Source organism: Bacillus inaquosorum KCTC 13429, from assembly GCF_000332645.1.
Lineage (GTDB): Bacteria > Bacillota > Bacilli > Bacillales > Bacillaceae > Bacillus > Bacillus inaquosorum.
The window spans coordinates 275,579-295,389 of sequence record NZ_AMXN01000001.1 but is presented as its reverse complement, the minus strand read 5'-3'; the positions used below and the strand labels follow the sequence as shown (position 1 = coordinate 295,389).

The window sequence follows — 19,811 nt, the reverse complement described above, 5'->3', positions numbered from 1 at the left end:
AATCCCGCACGCCTTTTGCGGGATTTTTTTTATGCGAGATTACGTGGCTGTCTGAATAGGAGAAAAAGAGGCAGCTTTGTCAAGACAATAAATATAGCGCTTACATAAAGATTCTCACCATATCGTTTTGTGAAAATTTGTCGAATATTGTCACGTGAAAAGCTGGAGAAATGCGGTTTCTACGTTGTATAATCGTAGATGGAAAAGGATGCTATAAGAGATTTGGAGGTATCATGGGAGAATCTACTAGTTTAAAAGAGATATTATCAACGTTAACAAAACGCATACTTTTGATTATGATTGTAACCGCAGCTGCCACTGCTGCCGGCGGACTCATCAGTTTCTTCGCACTTACACCCATCTATGAAAATTCAACTCAGATTCTGGTCAATCAATCGAAAAACGACCAAAAAGAAGTCCAATTTAACGATGTCCAAACCAATCTTCAGTTAATCAATACGTATAACGTCATCATTAAGAGCCCTGCGATTTTAGATGAAGTTATTAAAGAAATAGGCCTGTCGATGACATCTCAAGAGCTGAATGACAAAATTACCGTATCCAGCGAACAGGACTCCCAAGTGGTCAACATATCAGTCAGGGATGAAAACGCGGAAACAGCGGCTCATATTGCCAATACCATCGCATCTGTCTTTAAAGACAAAATCACATCCATTATGAATGTTGACAATGTCAGTATTCTGTCAAAAGCCGAGGTTTCAGAACATCCCTCACCTGTATCGCCAAAGCCGCTTCTTAACATTGCCATCGCGTTTGCGGCCGGATTGGCGGGAAGCATCGGACTGGCCTTCCTGCTTGAGCATTTGGATAATACGATCAAATCGGAAGAGCAGCTCGAATCCTTGCTGGACATACCGGTTTTAGGGACGGTTTCCACCATTGCGAATGAGCCGAAAACAGCGAAGAGCTTACACGGTATCCAATCTGAAAAAGCGGGGAGTGGACATTTTGGCGTTTAGAAAAAGCAGGGGCTCTTGGATGCGCAGGAATGTCATTGCGATGACAGAGCCGAAATCCTTGAACTCTGAACAATATCGGACGATTCGTACGAATATAGAATTTGCTTCAGTGGACCGCCAGATGAAATCAGTGATGATCACATCGGCCTGTCCCGGAGAAGGAAAATCAACGACGGCCGCTAACCTGGCTGTCGTATTTGCCCAGCAGGGAAAAAAAGTGCTCCTGATTGATGCTGATTTGCGAAAACCAACGGTACATACGGCCTTTCATCTAGAAAATATGATTGGCTTAACATCTGTTCTATTAAAGAAAAGCTCACTGGAACAGGCTGTACAAGCCTCAAATGAAAAACATCTTGAAGTGCTGACGAGCGGGCCGATCCCGCCAAACCCGGCCGAGCTACTCTCCTCGAAGTGGATGAAAGAGCTTGCAGACGAAGCGTGTGCGGCGTATGATATGGTCATTTTTGATACGCCGCCTATTCTCGCTGTAGCGGATGCGCAGATTTTAGGCAACGTAGCAGACGGTTCTGTTTTGGTCATTTCAAGCGGAAAAACAGAAAAAGAACAAGCGGCAAAAGCAAAAGAGGCGCTCGAATCATGCAATAGCAAGCTCCTTGGGGCGATTATGAATGGCAAAAAGCTTTCGAAGCACTCTGAATACGGATATTACGGAAACAAGGAAAATTTCATACAAAATAAATAACGTGCATCTTGCCCGTTATTTATTTTTGCGAAAAAAGGGGGCTAAGACATGATAGATATTCACTGTCACATTCTTCCGGCAATGGATGACGGGGCAAGCGATTCAGCCGACAGCATAGAAATGGCAAGAGCCGCTGTTCGTCAGGGAATCCGGACCATCATTGCGACACCGCATCATAAGAACGGGATGTATGAAAACGAGCCAGCCGCAGTCAGAGAAGCGGCAGATCAGTTAAACAAACGTTTAATTAAAGAAGACATCCCTTTAACCGTGCTTCCGGGGCAGGAAATTAGAATTTACGGCGATTTGGAACGAGACCTTGCTGAACAGCAGCTGCTTTCGCTGAACGATACGAAATACATCCTGATTGAGTTTCCGTTTGATCAGGTTCCCCGATATGCTGAGCAGCTTTTTTATGATTTGCAGCTGAAAGGATATATTCCGGTTATCGCTCATCCTGAACGCAACAGGGAAATTCGCGAAAACCCGTCCTTGCTGTATCATCTTGTGGAAAAAGGAGCGGCATCTCAGATGACTTCAGGAAGTCTTGCGGGGACTTTCGGAAAACAGATGAAAGCATTTTCTCTCCGGCTGGCTGAAGCCAATTTGATTCATTTCGTAGCCTCAGATGCCCATAATGTGAAAACGAGAAACGTTCACAATCAAGAGGCCCTTTATATTCTAGAGAAAGAATTCGGTCCGGAATTTCCTTATTTGCTGACGGAAAACGCCGAGCTTCTTCTGCAAAATCAAACGATCTACAGGCAGCCCCCGCAACCGGTCAAAAGAAGAAAATTATTTGGGCTCTTTTAAACAGCCGGTTCTCATTTCACCACTTTCTTTCTGAGAGCGATATAATAGTATACTGTATGATTGAATCACATTTCAGAAATCTGTACAGGCTGTACCCGACAGGCTATGCGGGAGATCATCCGCATTCATGATAGGATGTTCTCATACGATAATACGAAAGCTGCAAAGCAGCAATTTAACTGTTGGAGGGAAACAATGAATATAACAGTCATCGGAACAGGCTATGTCGGTCTTGTGACAGGTGTTTCTCTTTCTGAGATTGGACATCATGTAACCTGCATTGATATTGACGCTCACAAGATTGATGAAATGAGAAAAGGCATTTCCCCCATATTTGAACCGGGTCTTGAAGAGCTGATGAGAAAAAATACAGCTGATGGACGGCTGAACTTTGAAACGAGCTATGAGAACGGCTTGGCACAGGCAGACATTATTTTTATAGCGGTCGGCACACCGCAGAAAAGCGACGGGCACGCGAATCTGGAGCATATTACAGATGCGGCCAAACGCATCGCCCGGCATGTCAAACGGGATGCCATCGTGGTAACAAAAAGCACAGTGCCCGTCGGGACAAACGATTTGATTAAGGGGCTGATCTCTAAACATCTTGCGGAGCCTGTCAGCATTTCGGTCGCATCCAATCCTGAATTTTTGCGTGAAGGGTCAGCGATCTATGACACGTTTCACGGCGACAGGATCGTGATCGGAACAGCGGATCAGACAACAGCCAAGACGCTTGAGGAGCTTTTCCGCCCGTTTCAAATTCCGATTTATCAAACGGATATCAGAAGCGCCGAGATGATCAAATATGCCTCAAATGCATTTCTTGCCACTAAGATCAGTTTTATAAATGAAATTTCGAATATATGTGAAAAGGTCGGCGCCGATATTGAAGCAGTCGCGTACGGTATGGGGCAGGATAAGCGGATCGGGAGCCAGTTTTTAAAAGCGGGCATAGGCTACGGCGGCTCTTGTTTTCCAAAGGACACAAACGCTCTCGTGCAAATTGCCGGCAATGTCGAGCATGATTTTGAACTGCTGAAATCGGTCATCAAAGTCAACAACAATCAGCAGGCGATGCTGGTGGATAAAGCGCTGAACAGGCTCGGCGGGGTGACGGGAAAAACGATTGCCCTTTTAGGTCTGTCATTTAAACCGAATACGGACGATATGAGGGAAGCGCCGTCGATTGTCATTGCAGACCGTCTCGCTGCGCTCGACGCCCGTATGAAAGCCTACGATCCCATTGCCGCAAGCCATGCGAAGCATGTTCTCCCGCAAGCTGTTGAATATAAAGAGACGATCGAGGAAGCTGTCAAAGGTTCCGACGCCGTCATGATTTTAACCGACTGGGCTGACATTAAACAATTCCCGTTAGCAGCCTATCGAGATTTGATGGAAACGCCGCTCATATTTGATGGCAGAAACTGCTACACATTGGATGAAGCTGCGGCTGCAGGGGTGGAGTATTATTCTGTGGGGCGGAAGGCGATTGTTCCGTCGGGGGCAATTCAATAGATGTAAAAAAAGACTGGTTGTGAACCAGTCTTTTTTTGTTTATTGCGGATGATAAGTCTATTCTCCTGCTTGTGGAGGTTGGATACATTTGCTACTATTTAACTATTGTTTGAAAATTTAGATAGGAATAGTGACTTTATGAATATGGAAAGCCTTCGCGAATCTATGTAAATATAACTGTTTGGAATCATGAAGGATTTTAGGTGATGGTATTGGACCGTATGCAGAATATGATTAATTGAAGCATACATACCATAAACAACAGCTTGAAAAAGCGGAAAAACATTAGAAGAAACAAAAGAAAAACTAGAAAAACAAGAGCTGCCAAAATCATTTGGAGATGCTGGAAAAGGAGAGTAATCGTGAAGAAACATCTGCCTGAAAAAATGGGACCGTATCGAGATATGCTGGAGAAATCAGCAAAAGAATATGTGAAATTGAATGTCCGAAAAGGGAAAACAGGGCGATATGAGAGCAAAATTGCCGGTGAGCCCTATTTTCCCAAGCATGAAACATACCCGACTGACGAAAATGGACAGCCGATGAAGCTCCTGGCGCAGATTAATTTCTCGCAAATTCCCCAGCTTGACGGCTTTCCTTCTGCGGGTATCCTGCAGTTTTACATTTCTGTTCATGATGACGTGTATGGGTTGAATTTTGACAATCAATGTGAACAAAAGAATTTCAGAGTGATCTATTTTGAGAATATCATAGAAAACGAGGACGAGCTTGTTTCTGATTTTTCATTTATCGACACAGACGAATGTGATTTTCCGATTTTATCAGAAGCAGCAGTCGAGCCTGAGACATCTGCGGAATGGGTGCTGCCTACAGATTTTCAATTTGAGCAATATGCGGGCATGGAAACAATGAAATTCTTTGATCAGTTCGGTGAGGATGAAGAAGACATTTATAATGAGCTGGCTGAAAACGGGTTCGGCCATAAAATCGGCGGGTACGCTTCTTTTACTCAGAATGATCCGAGGGAATACGCGTATAAAGAACATACTGTTCTCCTTCTGCAAATTGATTCAGACGATGATATCGATTCAATGTGGGGAGACGTCGGCATCGCAAATTTTTTCATCACACCTGACGATTTAAGGAAAAAAGACTTTTCAAACGTTCTGTACAACTGGGACTGCAGCTAATACAGGCTTTTGATCCAAAGGGTCACCCCTGCCGCCAATAGGGTCAGAAGCGGAAATGAAATAAGCCACACAACAAAATCAGGCGTAGCCGAGTCAATGCAGAACATAAATATGACCAATAAGCTGAGCACCGTAAGAGGCATTGACTAAAGGCCGTGTTTTTTAAACAGCAATGTGCCTGCAATACCGAAAACAAAGAAGGACAGAAAAGGAAAGACAACAAAAAATAACATCATCGGACTGAAAAAACTCATCATCATCACCCTGTTTTTTATCTTTATATTACAGTAATTACCATTACGCAGAAAGAGACAGATCATCAACATCTGTCTCTTTCAAGTGTCTTTGTAACTATGACTTCAGGCATTTCAATGTTATAAAACGCTTTTATTGGCTGTATAACGAACAAAAACAAGATCATAGACCTACATATCGAGAGCGTTATAAGCCTAAATTAAGCCATTTACCCTATTTAAGCCGCCTTCTGGCTATTTTAAAATATAATATATGGAAATAAAGTATGGAAAAGTCTATCTTCATCAGCCCCTCCATACGACTTTTTGAGTATTAAGAGGTGATTCAGATGGGTTATGAAAGTGTATTAGCGGATATCAAAAGTTCGCTCAACGGAAAAATTTCCGACGTGGAAGACAAGATCGAAAAGCTGAAAAAAGCAAAAAAGGACATAGACACACTGCAAGAAGAGGCAATCACTGAAATCAAAGAAATTGTGAAACCGGAATTGGGCAAGCACTGGACAGGAACGAAAGCGGATGATTTCGACAAGGGCAGAGAAGAGGCGAAATCGGAAGCATCCAAGATTGTGAATGATAAATATAACGATTATATGGCTTCAATTCAATTCAAAATTTTCACTCTTGAAGCAGAGAAATTTGAGCTGAACTTGACCAAGAGCGCAGCGAATGCCGCAGGCGATCTTCTTGCTAAGGGAGAAGAGTTCGTGGAAGAAGCAGGAAAACAAATTAGTAAACTAAAATGGTGGTGATCTTTTTTTATGTCAGAAATTAAGCTGAAATACGGCACAGTCATCAAAACATTGGATTCTGTCAAAGATGCGCTTGCTGACGTATCAATCGGCGCCGCGGGCTCCAATGGAAAAAACAGCCTTGATTACACGAAAAAATATCATGAGCGTGAGGAGAACATCAAGACCATGCTCGGAGATTATAAAAAAGCGGTACAGAAAAATATCGAGGACACAAAGGATAACGTTGATTCACTCAAAGAGCAGGACGAGGCGATAGCTGTAAAATAGAAAAGAAAGGGCAGTGCGATGAGCAAAGTATTTGAATCACAATCTTTAATCGATGAAGCAAAGAGCAGAAAAAAGCAATATGAGACGCTTGAGGAGCAGCTGAATACGCTGAAAAAAGCGTTTCAGGGAGTTGCAGATTTAGGTGACGATTTTAAAGGAAAAGGCGCGGACAATATTAAAGCTTTCTTTCAGGGACAGGCGGAAATCGTTGACAGCTGGCTGACGCTTGTCTCTGCTCAAATTGCGTTTTTAAATGGCATTTCAGGAGATATTAAAGATCAAGAACTGAATGATTCATATGTGGAAACTTCTTTTTTGGATCATGAGCTGCCCAATGGAGACTTGAAAGCCTCAGAGATTGTCTCCGCTCATAAAGAAGAAATCGATTCTATTTTGTCAGGCATCAGCGATATTATTGATCTCGACATGTACACGCTTGACGACTATGCAGATAAGATGGGCGATGCCCAAAAAATCAGACGTGACACGATCACTGCAGTCGATAAGCTTGATGAATCCCTGACCACTGAATATCAAAATTTAGAATCTCTGGACAACGCAGTGCTCACCAAATATTCTGTTCTCATGCAGGCCACCAGCAACGGGAAGAGCGCATCCCCTATGTACTATGACAAAAAAGCCTTCCACAGCAATGAAGTCTACAAAAGCGTCATTGAAGTAGAAAAGCAAGGAACGACCTATATCGATGCAAAAGCCCAGCAAGCCGAAGCAAGGCGGCTTCAGGAAAAGGCTGAAGAAGAAGCTAACAAACCTTGGTACGAAAAAACATGGGATGGAGTTTGCAACTTTACTGGAGAAGTCACTGGCTATTATGATTATAAAAGAGCAACCGAAGGCGTTGATCCGGTTACTGGCGAAAAGCTCTCCGCCGCAGAACGGGTGACAGCAGGAGCTATGGCCGCAGCTGGCTTCATACCGGTCGTCGGCTGGGCAGGCCGCGCTTTCAAAGGCGGAAAAGCCATCTACAAAACCGGAAAAGCAGCTATCGCAGCCGAACACGCTTTAGACGCCTACAAAACCGGCAAATCCTTAGACATTCTCAAAATGTCAGAAATGGGCGCATACGGCCTTGTTGCGTCAAACGGATTCTCAGAAGCTGTCACAGGACGGGATATGTTTGGAAACAAAGTGTCTGAGGAGAAGCGGAAGCAAGGGGCGCTGGAAGCGGCATTGAGTTTAGTTGGTGCTGGTGCATTGGCGAAACATATAGACAAAGGCATACCGCTTGCAACCCATTCAAAAGTCCAAAAAGCTAACAAGACACTAGAAAAAGTAAAACAATTCAAAGTCCCAACAAACGTCCGTGTATACGCAGAACGCCCAGTAACTCCGGATGGCTTCACTTTCGGAATTCCGACAGTTCGTGTAGATGTGGAAAAGACGGCTGTTAAGGATCTTGGGATTGTGAAGATGGTTAGTAGCCAGTCAAAAAAACCTAAATGGTTGGAAAAACCTGAGGGGATGACTCAAAATGATTACGTTGCTCATAATGGTACTAACTACAGTAAGAAGAAACGGACTGAAGAATACAATGCTGCGATAGCTGACAGAGAGAAGATAGTTGGAGACAATTCCAATGGATATCGTTTAAAGGAACCAACTAAGTGGATGGAAGATAGAGGCATGGTACAAATAAAAGAGAGGTTAAAAAGAAAGTCTTGGACAGATAAAGATGGATTTAATTGGCAATGGGATTCCCAGCATGGCAAATTAGAAAAGTGGAACCGCAGAAGAACAGAGCATTTAGGAGAGTTTGATCCTGTAACTGGTAAGCAGACGAAAAAAGGCGAGCCTTCAAGAAGATGGGATGGTTAAAAACTATGGAACATGGAATAAGATTTATTAATGAATATCCTGAAATTGGTGAGTTGCTTCATCGTCTATTTATGAATAGGGAATTAGACGAATGGTATAAGAACAAATGTGCAGAGAAAATAAAAGTGCCTGATGAATTTAATCAAATAAAAGGTTTGAAAAAAATTGAAGTTAGAGATTTAAACAATCCATCAGGAGAAATCAATATCCACTTGCAAGATCTTTCTGGGGAAAATGGATTTCATCTAGAACAGCAAATCAATATGAAAGTATCTAAATTGGTGCCTGTTTATGTACTAGATTATAGCTATTCCCTAAGACACGATTTAATTGGTGGAGCTTATGATATTATAGGGACCGCTGAATCTTTAGAATTCATTCAGGGAACGAACTATATCAATAAAATAATGCATGAGAAAGGGTTTATCGAACTCAGTTATTTGTATGATTACTACGATACTGTGTATGAGTGGAATGAATTGCCGCATATACAGCCTTTCAACAGGAGATTAACATTAGGAGATGCCTTGTTTACTGATGTATTAGAGTTGCTATAGTTAAAAACTTGCAGTGTTGTCATCGGCAAGTTTTTTTAGAATGATGAAGCTTTTTAAAGATAGGCCAACGAAGTACAAGGAGAAGCGGGATGGGCAGAGATCATATTTCTCAATTGCAGCCATTAAAAATCTGTGATGGCTGGTCTGTAGTACTGAACAATTTAAACTCAGAAAAAAGCACGGAAGAAGAATATGAACTTCTAATACTGCAAAATGAAAAACGTAATGCCATTATTAAGGTAATATATGAAAATGATCAATACCATATCAAAGTGGTTGGCTTAAAAATAGATAAGATTTATGACGTAGAATCTTTTGATGAAATAGAACATCTATTAGAGGAGTTAGAATATCAAATCTGGAGTGTGGGAAGTGGGATTTTAGAGGAGTTGCAGCCACTAAGCCAACAGGTTCCCAATTTCTTAAGACTTAGGATACCGGCTGGTTGGACTGTTGACTATATTACATTAAAAGATACTGACCCTAAAACATTAGAGGCAAGTGATGATGCGTGGTTATTTGACTTTAATCAAGATCTCCTGCAGATCTCTCATAAGACTAAAAACTTGTTGCTTGATGTAGGGTGGTACCCAGAAGGGGATCCAAGCGGAAGTTATGGCATTGAACTTATAAAAAACGAAGATTGGGAAAACCCATTAGAAGATATTATGTGTACAGAGCTTAAAGAATTAATTACACAATTGGATAATATTTTTATGAAAGAAATGATAAATGAATACTAATAAAAAAGCAGGTTGTTCTACTGCTTTTTCCATGAGGCATAATTTGTCTAAGTAGATTATTAATACAGGAGACTTCGTAAGTCAGAGATAAGAATACCTTAGATAATAATTAACCAGATTACTAAAGAGGATATGATAGTGAGAAAACATGCTAAGTTAAATGTTCCTAAAGTAAATTTACATCCCCTAAGAATAACGCAAGGATGGAAAGTGAATTATAATCATTTTGTTGAAATAGATCCAAGAACTTTAGAAGCGAATGATGATTCCTGGTTTTTGTTCACAGACAGTTTGTTGCAGCTTTATCATGAACAATCCTCAATAACGCTTGATTTAGGCTGGGTTCCTGACATTTCTCCTGAAGGTAATTATTGGTTTTAATAGCCAAAAATAATGATTGGGAAGATCCTATTAAAGAATTTTCATCAGATGACTATAAAAAAGTGATTTTATTCATTGAATATCATTTAAAACAAGTAACAACTACTTGGTGGAATTGTCCGCCTGGCTGACCTTGAAACACATGTCTTACGAACATTTTATCAGAAAAATCACGTGTAACACTTGCGGCTCTAAGCCAGCAAGTGTTTTTTTGTATGCTGTTTGCTTTTTTCGAATTTGTACTGGCCCTCATTCGATAATCCGTCCGAGCAATGAAACAACCTTGCGGCAACATTTTTATTTGAATGTTTTCCGCGTCAAATCGATCAAAGCCTTCAATGGTGCAGACATCCACTTGTCCTTATGCCATGCTAATTGAGTAAAAACGGGGCATTCGCTCTGCCAATTGAGTTCTTTCATCCGACCTGCTGCAATATCATCTTTTACTGTCATTTCAGGTAAGATTCCAATTCCAAGTCCGGCCATCACGCATTGTTTGATGGCTTCTATGCTGACAAATTCTAATTTATTAGGGTAGACACCGGCGTCATGTAAAGCGTTCTCAAAGAGCGTGCGGTATGAGCAGCCGTCCTCTGTCAGGAGAAGGGTTTCGTTTTGAAGATCCTTCAATGTTACTGGTAAATCTGCAGGAAAAGGATGGTCGTTAGCAGCCACCATTTTGATCTCATCCTGAATCAAAGATTCAACGTGTAATGCGTCGTCCGGCCGGTTTACATCCAGGATGAATGTGATATCTAGCTGGCCCTGTAAGAGCTGTTCTTTCGCTTGCTCGTTTGAAATATACGGTTTGAATATGAGCTTTACTTGGGGAAAAGCCTGTTTAAATTCTTTTATGATAGGCGGAAGGCGGTAGGTGCACTGGCTTTCCGTCGCCCCGATTTTTAAGGTTCCTGTTGTTTCTCTTACTTGATTTGCGGCCATTTTTGCCTCTTCTGTTAACGCAATGATCTTCTCCGCATAGGATTTGAACGTTTTACCGGCTTCTGTCAGGATGAGCCGCTTGCCGAGCCGTTCAAATAAAGGAGTCCCGATTTCTTCTTCAAGTGATTTGATCTGAGAGGTAACGCTTGATTGTGCATAGTTAAGCATCTTGGCGGTAAGGGTGAAGTTTACATGTTCTGCTGCCGTAATAAAGGTGATCAGCTGCTTCAATTCCATTTGTTCTCGCCCTTTCTAAATCGGTATTATCGATTGGAATAATCGAAATAATCATCTGTATTGATTAATGAATCCATTATATGATGGAGAAAATCATTCGTAAACAAAGGAGCAGATGCATCATGAAAATTGCGGTCATTAATGGCGGAACGAGGCCTGGCGGAAATACGGATCTTCTTGCGGAGAAGGCTGTTCAAGGATTCGATGCGGAGCATATTCATTTGCGGAAATATCAGATCCAGCCAATTGAGGATCTGCGTCACGCTCAAGGCGGCTTTCGTCCTGTTCAAGATGACTACGATTCTATCATTGAACGGATATTGCCGTGCGATATTCTTGTATTCGCCACCCCAATTTATTGGTTTGGCATGTCAGGGACATTAAAGCTGTTTATTGATCGCTGGTCACAGACGTTGAGAGATCCGCGATTTCCTGATTTTAAACAGCAAATGTCAGCGAAGCAGGCATATGTAACAGCAGTAGGAGGAGACAATCCTAAACTAAAAGGGCTGCCGCTGATTCAGCAATTTGAACATATTTTTCATTTTATGGGAATGCCCTTTAAAGGCTATGTGCTGGGAGAAGGCAATCGTCCTGGCGATATTCTTCATGATCATCAGGCGCTGAACGCGGCGAGCAGCTTATTGAAAAGAAGTGATGCTCTATGAAGTTGCTCATGGTTATCGCTGGCATGCTGATTCTAGCTCTCTTTTTATCTTGGAAGGCGCACACTTCTGTTTGGATACAGGTTGAAACCAATTCGCCTCAGGTTCAGCAATATGCGAGAATGGCAGGGACCACCCTGCAAATTAAGCACCTCATCAAGGACAATACAAGCGAAGAAACAGTTGTCATATCAAACGGCATATCTGGGCCAAAATAAAAAAGCACCTGTCTAGGTGCTTTTTTCTATAAATAGGGGATTACAAGGCCTCCATATAAAAACGCTGCGATAATCAAAAATGCCGGATGCATCTTGAATTTTGTCATAGCAAGGAGGGAAATCCCCGCAATCACTAGAGATTGGATCCAGCCGATCGCTTTGATGCCGTCTGCGCCGATTTGCCAGGTAAGAATAAGCATCATGACAGCAATGACAGGCTGAACGGACAGTGTCATGCCTTTGATAACGGGTGATTGGCGGAAGCGCTGAATGATACGCAGCAGGACAATCAATGCGAGCGCCGACGGTACGACAGTTGCGATCAGCGCAATTAGAAAACCGGGCCACCCGCCTGCGCTGTAGCCGACATACGCGGCGATTTTGGTTGCGATCGGGCCTGGCAATGCGTTCGCAAGTGCGAGCATGTTTGAGAATTGGTCGTTTGACAGCCAGCTGTATCTGTTTACGACTTCTTCAAACATCAGTGGGATAGACGCAGGCCCGCCGCCGTATCCGAGTACGTTTGCGATAAAAAATGCCAGAAATACATACATCATGATCATGAGGCAGACATTCCTTTATCTTTTGAATGTTTATTTGTGATTTTGTCTTTCCATTTAAAATGAAACGCACCGTACGCTAAGAAAATGATAATGACCAAGCCGGGATTGATCTGCAACGTTTGCAGGCCGATAAAAGCGATGATGAAAAACAGGATGCCGGTAACCCAGCCGAAACCTTTAAGCGCTTTTTGCCCAAACTCGTACGCCATGATGCCGAGCATTACGGCAATCACCGGTGTTACGGCACCAATCATGCCGGCAACAATTGCTGAATGGCTTAAGACATTTACAGCCGCAAACAAGCCCACCATAGCAAGACATGTAGGCAGAATATGGGCGAGAGTCGCCACGATTGCGCCTAACGTGCCTTTTAGCTTGAAGCCCAGATACGCCGCCATTTTTGTGGCAATTGGTCCGGGAAGCGCATTAGCGATCGCTAATATTTCTCCGAATTCATCATCATCAACCCATTTATATTTATTGACCGCTTCATGGCGGATCAGCGGAATCACGGAAGGCCCGCCCCCGAACCCTAATATTCCAGTGCGCACCATTGCGGCCGTCATATCCCGATAAGGATGGTTTTTCATTCGTTTCTCTCCTTTACAGCTTCATTCCCATACGGCTTTTGTAGCGTTTGATGAGCATCTGGCAATCAACGCTGACGACGCCTCGCAGCGGATACAGCCGCTTTGTTAAAAACTCTTCCATCTCTTGATCGTTGGCAAAGATCCCATGCATATGCAGCTTGCTCGGGCCTGTCATGTGATAAAGGCTGGTGACCGCAGGCTCTTCCTCAAGCTTAAGAGCGACCTCTTCTAAAAACTGCGGTTCGACCTCGACATTGAAAAACACGGATACATGGATGCCGATTTTAGCGGGATTGATAACAGCGGTGAATTTTTCAATCACACCGGCTTCGATTAATTGGTTAATTCGAGCCTGTACAGCGACCCGTGACAAATCAACTCTTTTGCCAAGATCCGTATAAGATATCCTGCCTTCCTCATGCAAAATGGTGAGAATTTGTTTGTCGATCTCATCAAGAACAAGGTTGGGAATTTGATATTCGTGACTCAATTGCTCCACCTGCTTTCGTAGCCTTTTAGACATCATTTTATCATAAAAGTTACGTTTCGAATGTAAATTTTTATATTCATTTTCAAAATGAATGGAAATATATCTTGTTATTTGCGAAAAGGATAAAGTTCGTCAGTTTTTCTGCCGGATCAGTAGAAGTGGAAAATCAGGCTCCCTATACTGAAGAAAATCTCTTAAAAAAGGGGACTTGTGATGAACAAATCTGTCATCGGTACAAAGCAAATGGTCGTCAGTCCGCATTATCTCGCTTCACAAGCTGGAAACTGCATACTGGACAAGGGAGGAAACGCGTTTGACGCTGCCGTTGCGGTGAGTGCTTGTCTGGCAGTTGTATATCCGCATATGACGGGACTTGGCGGAGATTCCTTTTGGCTGACCTTTCACCAGGAAACAAAGGAGGTAAGAGTCTATAATGGCAGCGGACGTTCAGGGAAAAATGTAACGAGAGATGTATACAAGGGAAAGAGCGCGATTCCGCTGCGCGGAATCGACAGTGCCATTACCGTACCAGGAATGGTTGATAGCTGGGATGCTGTACTGAAGGAGTACGGACGTATGTCTCTTACGGACGTGTTGGAGCCTGCACTCGACTATGCCCAAAATGGTTTTCCAGTATCTGCTGATCAGTGCCGTCACACAGAAATGAATCTTGAACTGCTGGCCTCCACGCCTTACACGGCCGACATTTTCACGAGAAGCGGCCAAGCGCCTGTCCCGGGAGAGCGGTTTGTGCAAAAAGAGCTTGCAGAGAGCCTGAACATGATTGCTGAAAAAGGAAGAAGTGCCTTCTATGAAGGAGATATTGCTCAGCGGATTGTCTCGTATTTACAGCATAACGGCAGTTACATGTCACTCGATGATTTTAAAGCGCACCGGGGCGAGTGGGCGGAGCCTGTATCAAGTGATTATCGAGGATACAGTGTGTACCAGGCGCCGCCGAATTCTCAGGGTTTTACCGGTTTATTAACACTAAACATTTTGGAAAACTATGATTTCCGCCAAATCGAGCACGGTTCATTTGAGTATTATCATGTGCTTGTGGAGGCGTTGAAAAAGAGTTTCCTAGATCGGAATGCCGTCTTGACTGATCCGGCGTTTGCGGACATTCCGCTTGAAAGGCTTTTGGACAAAAAATATGCGAAACAATTGGCGGAAGAAATCGGCTATCTGGCAGAACCGGCAGAAAGCAGGCCAGTGGGAAGTGACACGGCATATGCGGCCGTCATCGATGCGGATGGCAACGCAGTGTCATTCATTCAAAGCCTGTATTTTGAATTTGGCTCGACAGTCACTGCTGGCGATACAGGCATATTACTGCAAAACCGCGGGTCATTTTTCTCATTGGATCAAGATCATGTCAATACGCTTGAACCGAAAAAGCGCAGCTTCCACACGCTTATGCCAGCTATGGCCTGCAAAGACGGAAAACCGAAAATCCTGTACGGCACACAAGGCGGCGAGGGCCAGCCGCAGACCCAGACGGCCATCATTACCCGAATGCTGGACTACGGAATGCACCCTCAGCAGGCAATCAGCGAACCGCGCTGGGTATGGGGCAGAACGTGGGGAGAGGAATATGAAGGTCTCAGAGTCGAGGGCAGATTCACAGAGAAAACAATTCAAAAGCTGAAAGACAGCGGACATCTCGTTGAGGTTGTCGGTGACTATGATCCGCTGATGGGACACGCAGCAGCAATCAAAGTTGATGAAGAAGGCTTTCTCCAAGGCGGAGCCGACCCGCGGGGAGATGGGGCGGCTGTTGGAATTTAAATAACTAGAGGATACAAATATAAATCAAAAGGGCAAACATGAGGGAGACCTCTATCATGTGGTACATATACTGCTTATCTTCAGGTCTATAATTCCATTCCATAAAAATACGAAGTGAGTCAATCACAATAAAAAATAAAAGAAGCATATATTCAACTGGAAAAAAGGGGAGTGAGAACACAAATAAAATAAGTAAAATGATTTCGATCCATTTGTGTGTATTGCTGACATGCTTATACCGCCAGCCGGATTTATCAATACCGAATTTTTTCTTTATATAAAATTGAGAGGCAGTGCTGATGGTAATAGCGATCAGCATTAATATCCAAAAGTTTGCCATTCCAATCCCTCCTAATCTACCTTTTATACGAAGAGAAAGGAAAAATGTTTCATAAAAGAACACCCGGACTTTCTCCGGGTGTTCTTTTTTTATAGGCAACATTTTGTGATTACGAGGTCTTTTTGACTAGTTTCTTCTATTTAAATAGTCCCTTTGTTCAGCTGGGACGAACCAGCGTAAATTCTTCACCGAGCTTCGCATAGTGGTTTCCCGCCAATCTTGAGGCTGGCTTTAATTCATCTGTCAAAACATACCCTTTTTCGGCATCATACACTTTTTCATCCAGATGGAAGCAGACAACTCTGCCGATGAGCAGATCTGCTGTCGTCACGCCTTGATCATTGTCGAACGTCATATGCCGCTCTAATGTGCATTCAAAACGAATGCGTGCCTCCTTAATGCCGGGAACTGAAACAGATTTGCTTTCGACAGGATGAAGCGAGGTCCGTGTGAGTTCGCTTTCGTCGGGCCCTAAGCTTGCCGCCGTTTCATTGATGTCTTCAATAATGGCTTCATCACTGACATGGACAACAAATTCTCCATTCTCTAATGCGTTTCGGGCTGTATCTTTTTGGCGTCCTCCCGCCCTGTTAACAGAAATACTGAGAAGCGGAGGATCAGAGCTGACAACGTTATAAAAACTGAAAGGCGCAGCATTTACCGTTCCCCCTGAAGAAAGTGTGGTCACAAAAGCAATGGGGCGGGGGATGACGGCACCTGACAATAGCTTGTATGTGTCTTTGGCACTAAGATGATCCGCTTGAAATATGTACATAGCAAAAACCGCCTTTATCGTTAGGATACCTTGATTATAACGAAATGGTTTCAAGGAAACCAAATAATGCGGGTTGCATATGTTATGTCATGACATATATCTAATACAGGGGAAAATGAAAAATAGGCTTCCGTACATTTGTCGGCAGCCTATGGTAATGAAAAGGTATTATTTGTATTTCTTTTTGACTACCCAGCAATTGCCGTCTTTCCAGAATTCTTTTTTGCTGTGATAATCATCATGTTTTTTGTAGTAGTCGTGGTGCGGTTTTTTGTAATGTTTTTTGTGAGATGTTTTCTCATGAGAATAATACGTTTTTTTGAGTGCGTGGAAAGACTTTTTGTAGCTGCGAGACCTTTTCTTGTGAGAGCAGTAAGACTTTTTGTAGCTGCGAGATTTTTTGTGAGAGCAGTACGATTTTTTGAAGCTGCGAGATTTTTTGTGAGAGCGGTACGACTTTTTGAAGCTGCGAGATTTTTTGTGAGAGCAGTACGATTTTTTGAAGCTGCGTGATTTTTTGTGAGAGCGGTACGACTTTTTGAAGCTACGAGATTTTTTGTGAGAGCAGTACGATTTTTTGAAGCTGCGTGATTTCTTGTGAGAGCAGTACGATTTTTTGTGGCTGCGTGATTTCTTGTGAGAGCAGTACGATTTTTTGAAGCTGCGTGATTTCTTGTGAGAGCAGTACGATTTCTTATAGCTGCGTGATTTCTTATGAGAACAGTATGATTTTTTGTGGCTGCGTGATTTCTTGTGAGAACAGTACGATTTTTTGAAGCTGCGTGATTTTTTGTGAGAGCGGTACGACTTTTTATGGCTGCGCTTTTTTCCATGAGGCTCTTGGTATAAATAGTCCTTCAAACCTTCTTTTTTAGCGGATTTCACCGCTTCTTTGATGTCAGAATGGGAATAGTGGCCCAATTTGAAATCCTCCTTTTAAAAAATGTTTTTAAGGATAAATATCCTTACTACCCACATAGTACGCACGTTTTTTAAAAGTGTATAAGTGTTCCGCTGAGATCTCACAAAAATAAAAGCCTAAAATTTGTTAGGGGGATTATGGATGAAGAACCAATCCAATATGCCGCTTTATCAGCTGTTTGTTCATCCAAAAGATTTGCGTGAATTAAAAAAGGATATATGGGACGATGATCCGGTGCCGGCTGTGATGAAGGTAAATCAAAAAAGGCTGGATATTGATATCGCTTATCGGGGATCGCATATCAGAGACTTCAAAAAGAAGTCATACCATATTTCCTTTTATCAGCCGAAAACATTCCGCGGCGCGAGAGAGATTCACTTAAATGCGGAGTATAAAGATCCTTCCATGATGAGAAACAAATTGTCCCTGGATTTTTTCTCAGAGCTTGGGACGCTGTCACCAAAGGCGGAGTTTGTGTTTTTAAAGGTGAATGGAAAGAATGAAGGGGTTTATCTTGAACTTGAATCCGTCGACGAATTTTATTTAGCGAAAAGGAAGCTGGCGGACGGGGCGGTTTTTTACGCGGTTGATGATGATGCTAATTTCTCTCTGATGAGCGATTTGGAAAGGGAAACGAAGACATCGCTTGAGCATGGATATGAAAAGAAGACAGGGACTGAGGAAGACGATTTTTATTTACAGGATATGATCTTTAAAATTAATACTGTCCCTAAAGCCCAATTTAAATCGGAAGTGACAAAGCATGTGGATATCGACAAGTATTTGCGCTGGCTCGCCGGCATTGTGTTCACCTCAAACTATGACGGGTTTGTCCACAACTACGCGTTGTACAGAAACAGTGAAACCGGATTATTTGAGGTGATTCCTTGGGATTATGATGCGACCTGGGGCAGGGATATCCACGGAGAGCGGATGGCTGCCGATTATGTAAGAATTCAAGGATTTAATACACTAACCGCCCGGATATTGGATGAACCCGATTTTCGCAGGTCCTACAAACATCTGTTAGAAGAAACGCTCCAATCTCTTTTTACAATTGAATATATGAAACCGAAAATAATGGCGATGTATGAGCAGATTAGACCGTTTGTCCTGATGGACCCATATAAAAAGAATGATATTGAGCGTTTTGACCGTGAGCCGGATGTAATATGTGAGTATATTATAAAAAGAGCTGATTACCTCAAAAGTGAGCTTGATCTTTTATCCTGACGATAAACGGGCGGATTCCGGTGAACGGAGCGCCTTTTTTTTATTTCCGTTCATTTAACGATTTGCATATATCCACAAATTGTCCCAGTACAGGGTTTTGGCTGTCTTTTCTATACGCGATAATCCATTCTGCTTTGAGCTGAAAATGATCAACGCTTCGATACGTGACATCAAGGTTAAACAGCCGTCTGGCCGAGGATGGCACAATGGTAATACCAATGCCCGCTGTCACCAGTCCGATTACCATTTGATATTCTGTCGCTTCCTGAACAATATTTGGCACAAAACCTGCGTTTTCACAGAGCTGAATAAAGTCGGTATATAACGTAGGCCACGCTTCTTTGGAAAGGGTGATGATCGGTTCGTTTTCCAAATCTGTAATGTTGATTGATTCTTTTAATGCAAGCGGATGCTGTTTTGGTAAAGCGAGGATGCATGGACTGCTCTGGGTTGTCTCAATTTGCAGCTCCGGATGTTCTAACGGCGGATGGAGAATGCCGATATCGATATTTCCCTTGAGCAACTCCTCCTGCTGCCGGTAAGAAGTGATTTCTTTCAGTTCAATTTTCACAGAGGGGAATTTTTTACGGTATTCCCGGATGATCGGCGGCAGAAATTCATATGTAGCAGATCCGACAAAACCAATGACAAGGTGGCCGTGCTCGCCGCGAGCCGTCCGCTGTGCAAGTTCAATTCCTTGTCCAATTTGCATCAAAGCTGACCGGCAGTGATTTAAAAAGATTTCGCCGGCCGCGGTCAGCTCGACAAATCGTTTTGTCCTCTTCAGAAGCGTCACCCCGACTTCTTCTTCCAGCTGTTTGATCTGCTGGCTGAGAGGAGGCTGTGTCATGTTCAGCCGCCGCGCAGCTTTTCCGAAATGAAGCTCTTCGGCTACTGCGATAAAGTATTGAAGATGGCGAAGCTCCATTCAATATGCATTCCTTTCCTTAGGTTAATAATTCGTAATACATATTAATCATAAGGCGAATCGATATTGGAGGTCAATTTCCAAAGAGTGTATAGTGAAACGTATCACAAGAAATATTTAAAATTTTATGTTTAAAATGCATAATAAGGAGTGAGG

Annotated in this window: 23 protein-coding genes and 1 pseudogene; 16 read left to right on the top strand and 8 right to left on the bottom strand. The window is 42.9% G+C overall.

Annotated elements, in window-relative coordinates; all coding sequences use genetic code 11:
- Positions 1–233: 233 nt before the first annotated feature.
- The 12 genes and pseudogenes from tkmA to BSI_RS22450 all read left to right on the top strand — a co-directional run.
- Positions 234–980, top strand: coding sequence for a protein-tyrosine kinase activator TkmA (tkmA, locus tag BSI_RS19270; protein ID WP_003235634.1), 747 nt, complete (start codon positions 234–236; stop codon positions 978–980).
- Positions 970–1,686, top strand: coding sequence for a tyrosine-protein kinase PtkA (gene ptkA, locus BSI_RS19275; protein WP_029316917.1), 717 nt, complete (start codon positions 970–972; stop codon positions 1,684–1,686). Before tkmA ends, ptkA begins: the two co-directional genes overlap by 11 nt.
- Before the next feature lie 48 nt (positions 1,687–1,734).
- The gene (locus BSI_RS19280) at positions 1,735–2,499 is read left to right on the top strand and encodes a tyrosine-protein phosphatase (protein ID WP_003235632.1); all 765 of its coding nucleotides are present in this window, start codon (positions 1,735–1,737) and stop codon (positions 2,497–2,499) included.
- 195 nt (positions 2,500–2,694) lie between these two features.
- Positions 2,695–4,017 carry a UDP-glucose 6-dehydrogenase UglF gene (gene uglF, locus BSI_RS19285; protein ID WP_003235631.1) on the top strand — a complete coding sequence of 441 codons (1,323 nt, stop codon included), beginning with the start codon at positions 2,695–2,697 and terminating at the stop codon, positions 4,015–4,017.
- 386 nt (positions 4,018–4,403) lie between these two features.
- Complete coding sequence (locus BSI_RS19290) at positions 4,404–5,168, top strand: YwqG family protein (RefSeq protein ID WP_032731814.1); 765 nt, start codon at positions 4,404–4,406, stop codon at positions 5,166–5,168.
- Between the two features lie 583 nt (positions 5,169–5,751).
- A complete protein-coding gene (locus tag BSI_RS19295; protein ID WP_003235627.1) occupies positions 5,752–6,174 on the top strand; it encodes a YwqH-like family protein in 423 nt (140 codons plus the stop codon).
- Positions 6,175–6,183: 9 nt separating this feature from the next.
- Complete coding sequence (locus BSI_RS19300; RefSeq protein WP_003235626.1) at positions 6,184–6,444, top strand: YwqI/YxiC family protein; 261 nt, start codon at positions 6,184–6,186, stop codon at positions 6,442–6,444.
- Between the two features lie 18 nt (positions 6,445–6,462).
- A complete protein-coding gene (locus BSI_RS19305) occupies positions 6,463–8,280 on the top strand; it encodes a T7SS effector LXG polymorphic toxin (protein WP_003235625.1) in 1,818 nt (605 codons plus the stop codon).
- Positions 8,281–8,285: 5 nt separating this feature from the next.
- Positions 8,286–8,837 (top strand): hypothetical protein, encoded by a 552-nt coding sequence (locus BSI_RS19310; protein WP_003235623.1) that lies wholly within the window; start codon positions 8,286–8,288, stop codon positions 8,835–8,837.
- Positions 8,838–8,926: 89 nt separating this feature from the next.
- Complete coding sequence (locus BSI_RS19315) at positions 8,927–9,580, top strand: hypothetical protein (protein ID WP_003235621.1); 654 nt, start codon at positions 8,927–8,929, stop codon at positions 9,578–9,580.
- Between the two features lie 138 nt (positions 9,581–9,718).
- Positions 9,719–9,961, top strand: coding sequence for a hypothetical protein (locus BSI_RS22890; protein ID WP_249033906.1), 243 nt, complete (start codon positions 9,719–9,721; stop codon positions 9,959–9,961).
- Between the two features lie 117 nt (positions 9,962–10,078).
- Positions 10,079–10,141: pseudogene (locus BSI_RS22450) on the top strand (endonuclease V); the annotation flags it as partial.
- Positions 10,142–10,258: 117 nt separating this feature from the next.
- On the opposite strand, the gene BSI_RS19320 reads toward BSI_RS22450, so the two are convergent.
- Positions 10,259–11,140 (bottom strand): LysR family transcriptional regulator, encoded by an 882-nt coding sequence (locus BSI_RS19320; RefSeq protein WP_003235615.1) that lies wholly within the window; start codon positions 11,138–11,140, stop codon positions 10,259–10,261.
- A 122-nt stretch (positions 11,141–11,262) separates the two neighbouring features.
- Between BSI_RS19320 and BSI_RS19325 the strand changes: the two genes are divergently transcribed.
- Both BSI_RS19325 and BSI_RS19330 read left to right on the top strand, forming a co-directional pair.
- A complete protein-coding gene (locus BSI_RS19325; RefSeq protein ID WP_003235613.1) occupies positions 11,263–11,808 on the top strand; it encodes a flavodoxin family protein in 546 nt (181 codons plus the stop codon).
- A complete protein-coding gene (locus BSI_RS19330; RefSeq protein ID WP_032731663.1) occupies positions 11,805–12,023 on the top strand; it encodes a hypothetical protein in 219 nt (72 codons plus the stop codon). Before BSI_RS19325 ends, BSI_RS19330 begins: the two co-directional genes overlap by 4 nt.
- Positions 12,024–12,049: 26 nt before the next feature.
- Here the strand turns inward: BSI_RS19330 and chrA are convergent, their stop codons facing one another.
- The 3 genes from chrA to chrS are packed head-to-tail and all read right to left on the bottom strand — an operon-like array spanning position 12,050 to position 13,666.
- Entirely contained in the window at positions 12,050–12,586 is a 537-nt protein-coding gene (gene chrA, locus BSI_RS19335; RefSeq protein WP_003235610.1) for a chromate resistance efflux protein ChrA, read from the bottom strand.
- Positions 12,583–13,176, bottom strand: coding sequence for a chromate efflux transporter subunit ChrB (chrB, locus tag BSI_RS19340; protein ID WP_003235608.1), 594 nt, complete (start codon positions 13,174–13,176; stop codon positions 12,583–12,585). Before chrB ends, chrA begins: the two co-directional genes overlap by 4 nt.
- Positions 13,177–13,189: 13 nt before the next feature.
- A complete protein-coding gene (gene chrS / locus BSI_RS19345) occupies positions 13,190–13,666 on the bottom strand; it encodes a chromate efflux transcriptional regulator ChrS (RefSeq protein ID WP_003235604.1) in 477 nt (158 codons plus the stop codon).
- Positions 13,667–13,879: 213 nt separating this feature from the next.
- Here chrS and ggt point away from each other — a divergent pair, with 213 nt between their 5' ends.
- A complete protein-coding gene (ggt, locus tag BSI_RS19350) occupies positions 13,880–15,457 on the top strand; it encodes a gamma-glutamyltransferase (RefSeq protein ID WP_003235601.1) in 1,578 nt (525 codons plus the stop codon).
- 4 nt (positions 15,458–15,461) lie between these two features.
- Here the strand turns inward: ggt and BSI_RS19355 are convergent, their stop codons facing one another.
- From BSI_RS19355 to BSI_RS0120690, 3 genes are all read right to left on the bottom strand, one after another.
- Entirely contained in the window at positions 15,462–15,797 is a 336-nt protein-coding gene (locus BSI_RS19355) for a DUF4181 domain-containing protein (RefSeq protein ID WP_003235599.1), read from the bottom strand.
- 157 nt (positions 15,798–15,954) lie between these two features.
- Positions 15,955–16,572, bottom strand: a complete 618-nt coding sequence (locus BSI_RS19360; RefSeq protein ID WP_003235597.1) for a flavin reductase family protein — start codon at positions 16,570–16,572, stop codon at positions 15,955–15,957.
- A gap of 168 nt (positions 16,573–16,740) precedes the next feature.
- Positions 16,741–17,493, bottom strand: a complete 753-nt coding sequence (locus BSI_RS0120690) for a CotG/ExsB N-terminal domain-containing protein (RefSeq protein ID WP_003235595.1) — start codon at positions 17,491–17,493, stop codon at positions 16,741–16,743.
- A gap of 142 nt (positions 17,494–17,635) precedes the next feature.
- Between BSI_RS0120690 and cotH the strand changes: the two genes are divergently transcribed.
- Entirely contained in the window at positions 17,636–18,727 is a 1,092-nt protein-coding gene (gene cotH, locus BSI_RS19365) for a spore coat protein CotH (RefSeq protein ID WP_003235593.1), read from the top strand.
- Between the two features lie 40 nt (positions 18,728–18,767).
- Here cotH and alsR read toward each other — a convergent pair whose 3' ends face one another.
- Complete coding sequence (gene alsR / locus BSI_RS19370; RefSeq protein ID WP_003235591.1) at positions 18,768–19,655, bottom strand: acetoin biosynthesis transcriptional regulator AlsR; 888 nt, start codon at positions 19,653–19,655, stop codon at positions 18,768–18,770.
- Positions 19,656–19,811: the final 156 nt, after the last annotated feature.

Bases quoted from the DNA above. Each gene is read 5' to 3' on its own strand.
- tkmA (WP_003235634.1), top strand. From the start codon at position 234: ATGGGAGAATCTACTAGTTTAAAAGAGATATTATCAACGTTAACAAAA.
- BSI_RS19280 (WP_003235632.1), top strand. From the start codon at position 1,735: ATGATAGATATTCACTGTCACATTCTTCCGGCAATGGATGACGGGGCA.
- uglF (WP_003235631.1), top strand. From the start codon at position 2,695: ATGAATATAACAGTCATCGGAACAGGCTATGTCGGTCTTGTGACAGGT.
- BSI_RS19290 (WP_032731814.1), top strand. From the start codon at position 4,404: ATGGGACCGTATCGAGATATGCTGGAGAAATCAGCAAAAGAATATGTG.
- BSI_RS19295 (WP_003235627.1), top strand. From the start codon at position 5,752: ATGGGTTATGAAAGTGTATTAGCGGATATCAAAAGTTCGCTCAACGGA.
- BSI_RS19300 (WP_003235626.1), top strand. From the start codon at position 6,184: ATGTCAGAAATTAAGCTGAAATACGGCACAGTCATCAAAACATTGGAT.
- BSI_RS19305 (WP_003235625.1), top strand. From the start codon at position 6,463: ATGAGCAAAGTATTTGAATCACAATCTTTAATCGATGAAGCAAAGAGC.
- BSI_RS19310 (WP_003235623.1), top strand. From the start codon at position 8,286: ATGGAACATGGAATAAGATTTATTAATGAATATCCTGAAATTGGTGAG.
- BSI_RS19315 (WP_003235621.1), top strand. From the start codon at position 8,927: ATGGGCAGAGATCATATTTCTCAATTGCAGCCATTAAAAATCTGTGAT.
- BSI_RS19320 (WP_003235615.1), bottom strand. From the start codon at position 11,140: ATGGAATTGAAGCAGCTGATCACCTTTATTACGGCAGCAGAACATGTA.
- BSI_RS19325 (WP_003235613.1), top strand. From the start codon at position 11,263: ATGAAAATTGCGGTCATTAATGGCGGAACGAGGCCTGGCGGAAATACG.
- BSI_RS19330 (WP_032731663.1), top strand. From the start codon at position 11,805: ATGAAGTTGCTCATGGTTATCGCTGGCATGCTGATTCTAGCTCTCTTT.
- chrA (WP_003235610.1), bottom strand. From the start codon at position 12,586: ATGATCATGATGTATGTATTTCTGGCATTTTTTATCGCAAACGTACTC.
- chrB (WP_003235608.1), bottom strand. From the start codon at position 13,176: ATGAAAAACCATCCTTATCGGGATATGACGGCCGCAATGGTGCGCACT.
- ggt (WP_003235601.1), top strand. From the start codon at position 13,880: ATGAACAAATCTGTCATCGGTACAAAGCAAATGGTCGTCAGTCCGCAT.
- BSI_RS19355 (WP_003235599.1), bottom strand. From the start codon at position 15,797: ATGGCAAACTTTTGGATATTAATGCTGATCGCTATTACCATCAGCACT.
- BSI_RS19360 (WP_003235597.1), bottom strand. From the start codon at position 16,572: ATGTACATATTTCAAGCGGATCATCTTAGTGCCAAAGACACATACAAG.
- cotH (WP_003235593.1), top strand. From the start codon at position 17,636: ATGAAGAACCAATCCAATATGCCGCTTTATCAGCTGTTTGTTCATCCA.
- alsR (WP_003235591.1), bottom strand. From the start codon at position 19,655: ATGGAGCTTCGCCATCTTCAATACTTTATCGCAGTAGCCGAAGAGCTT.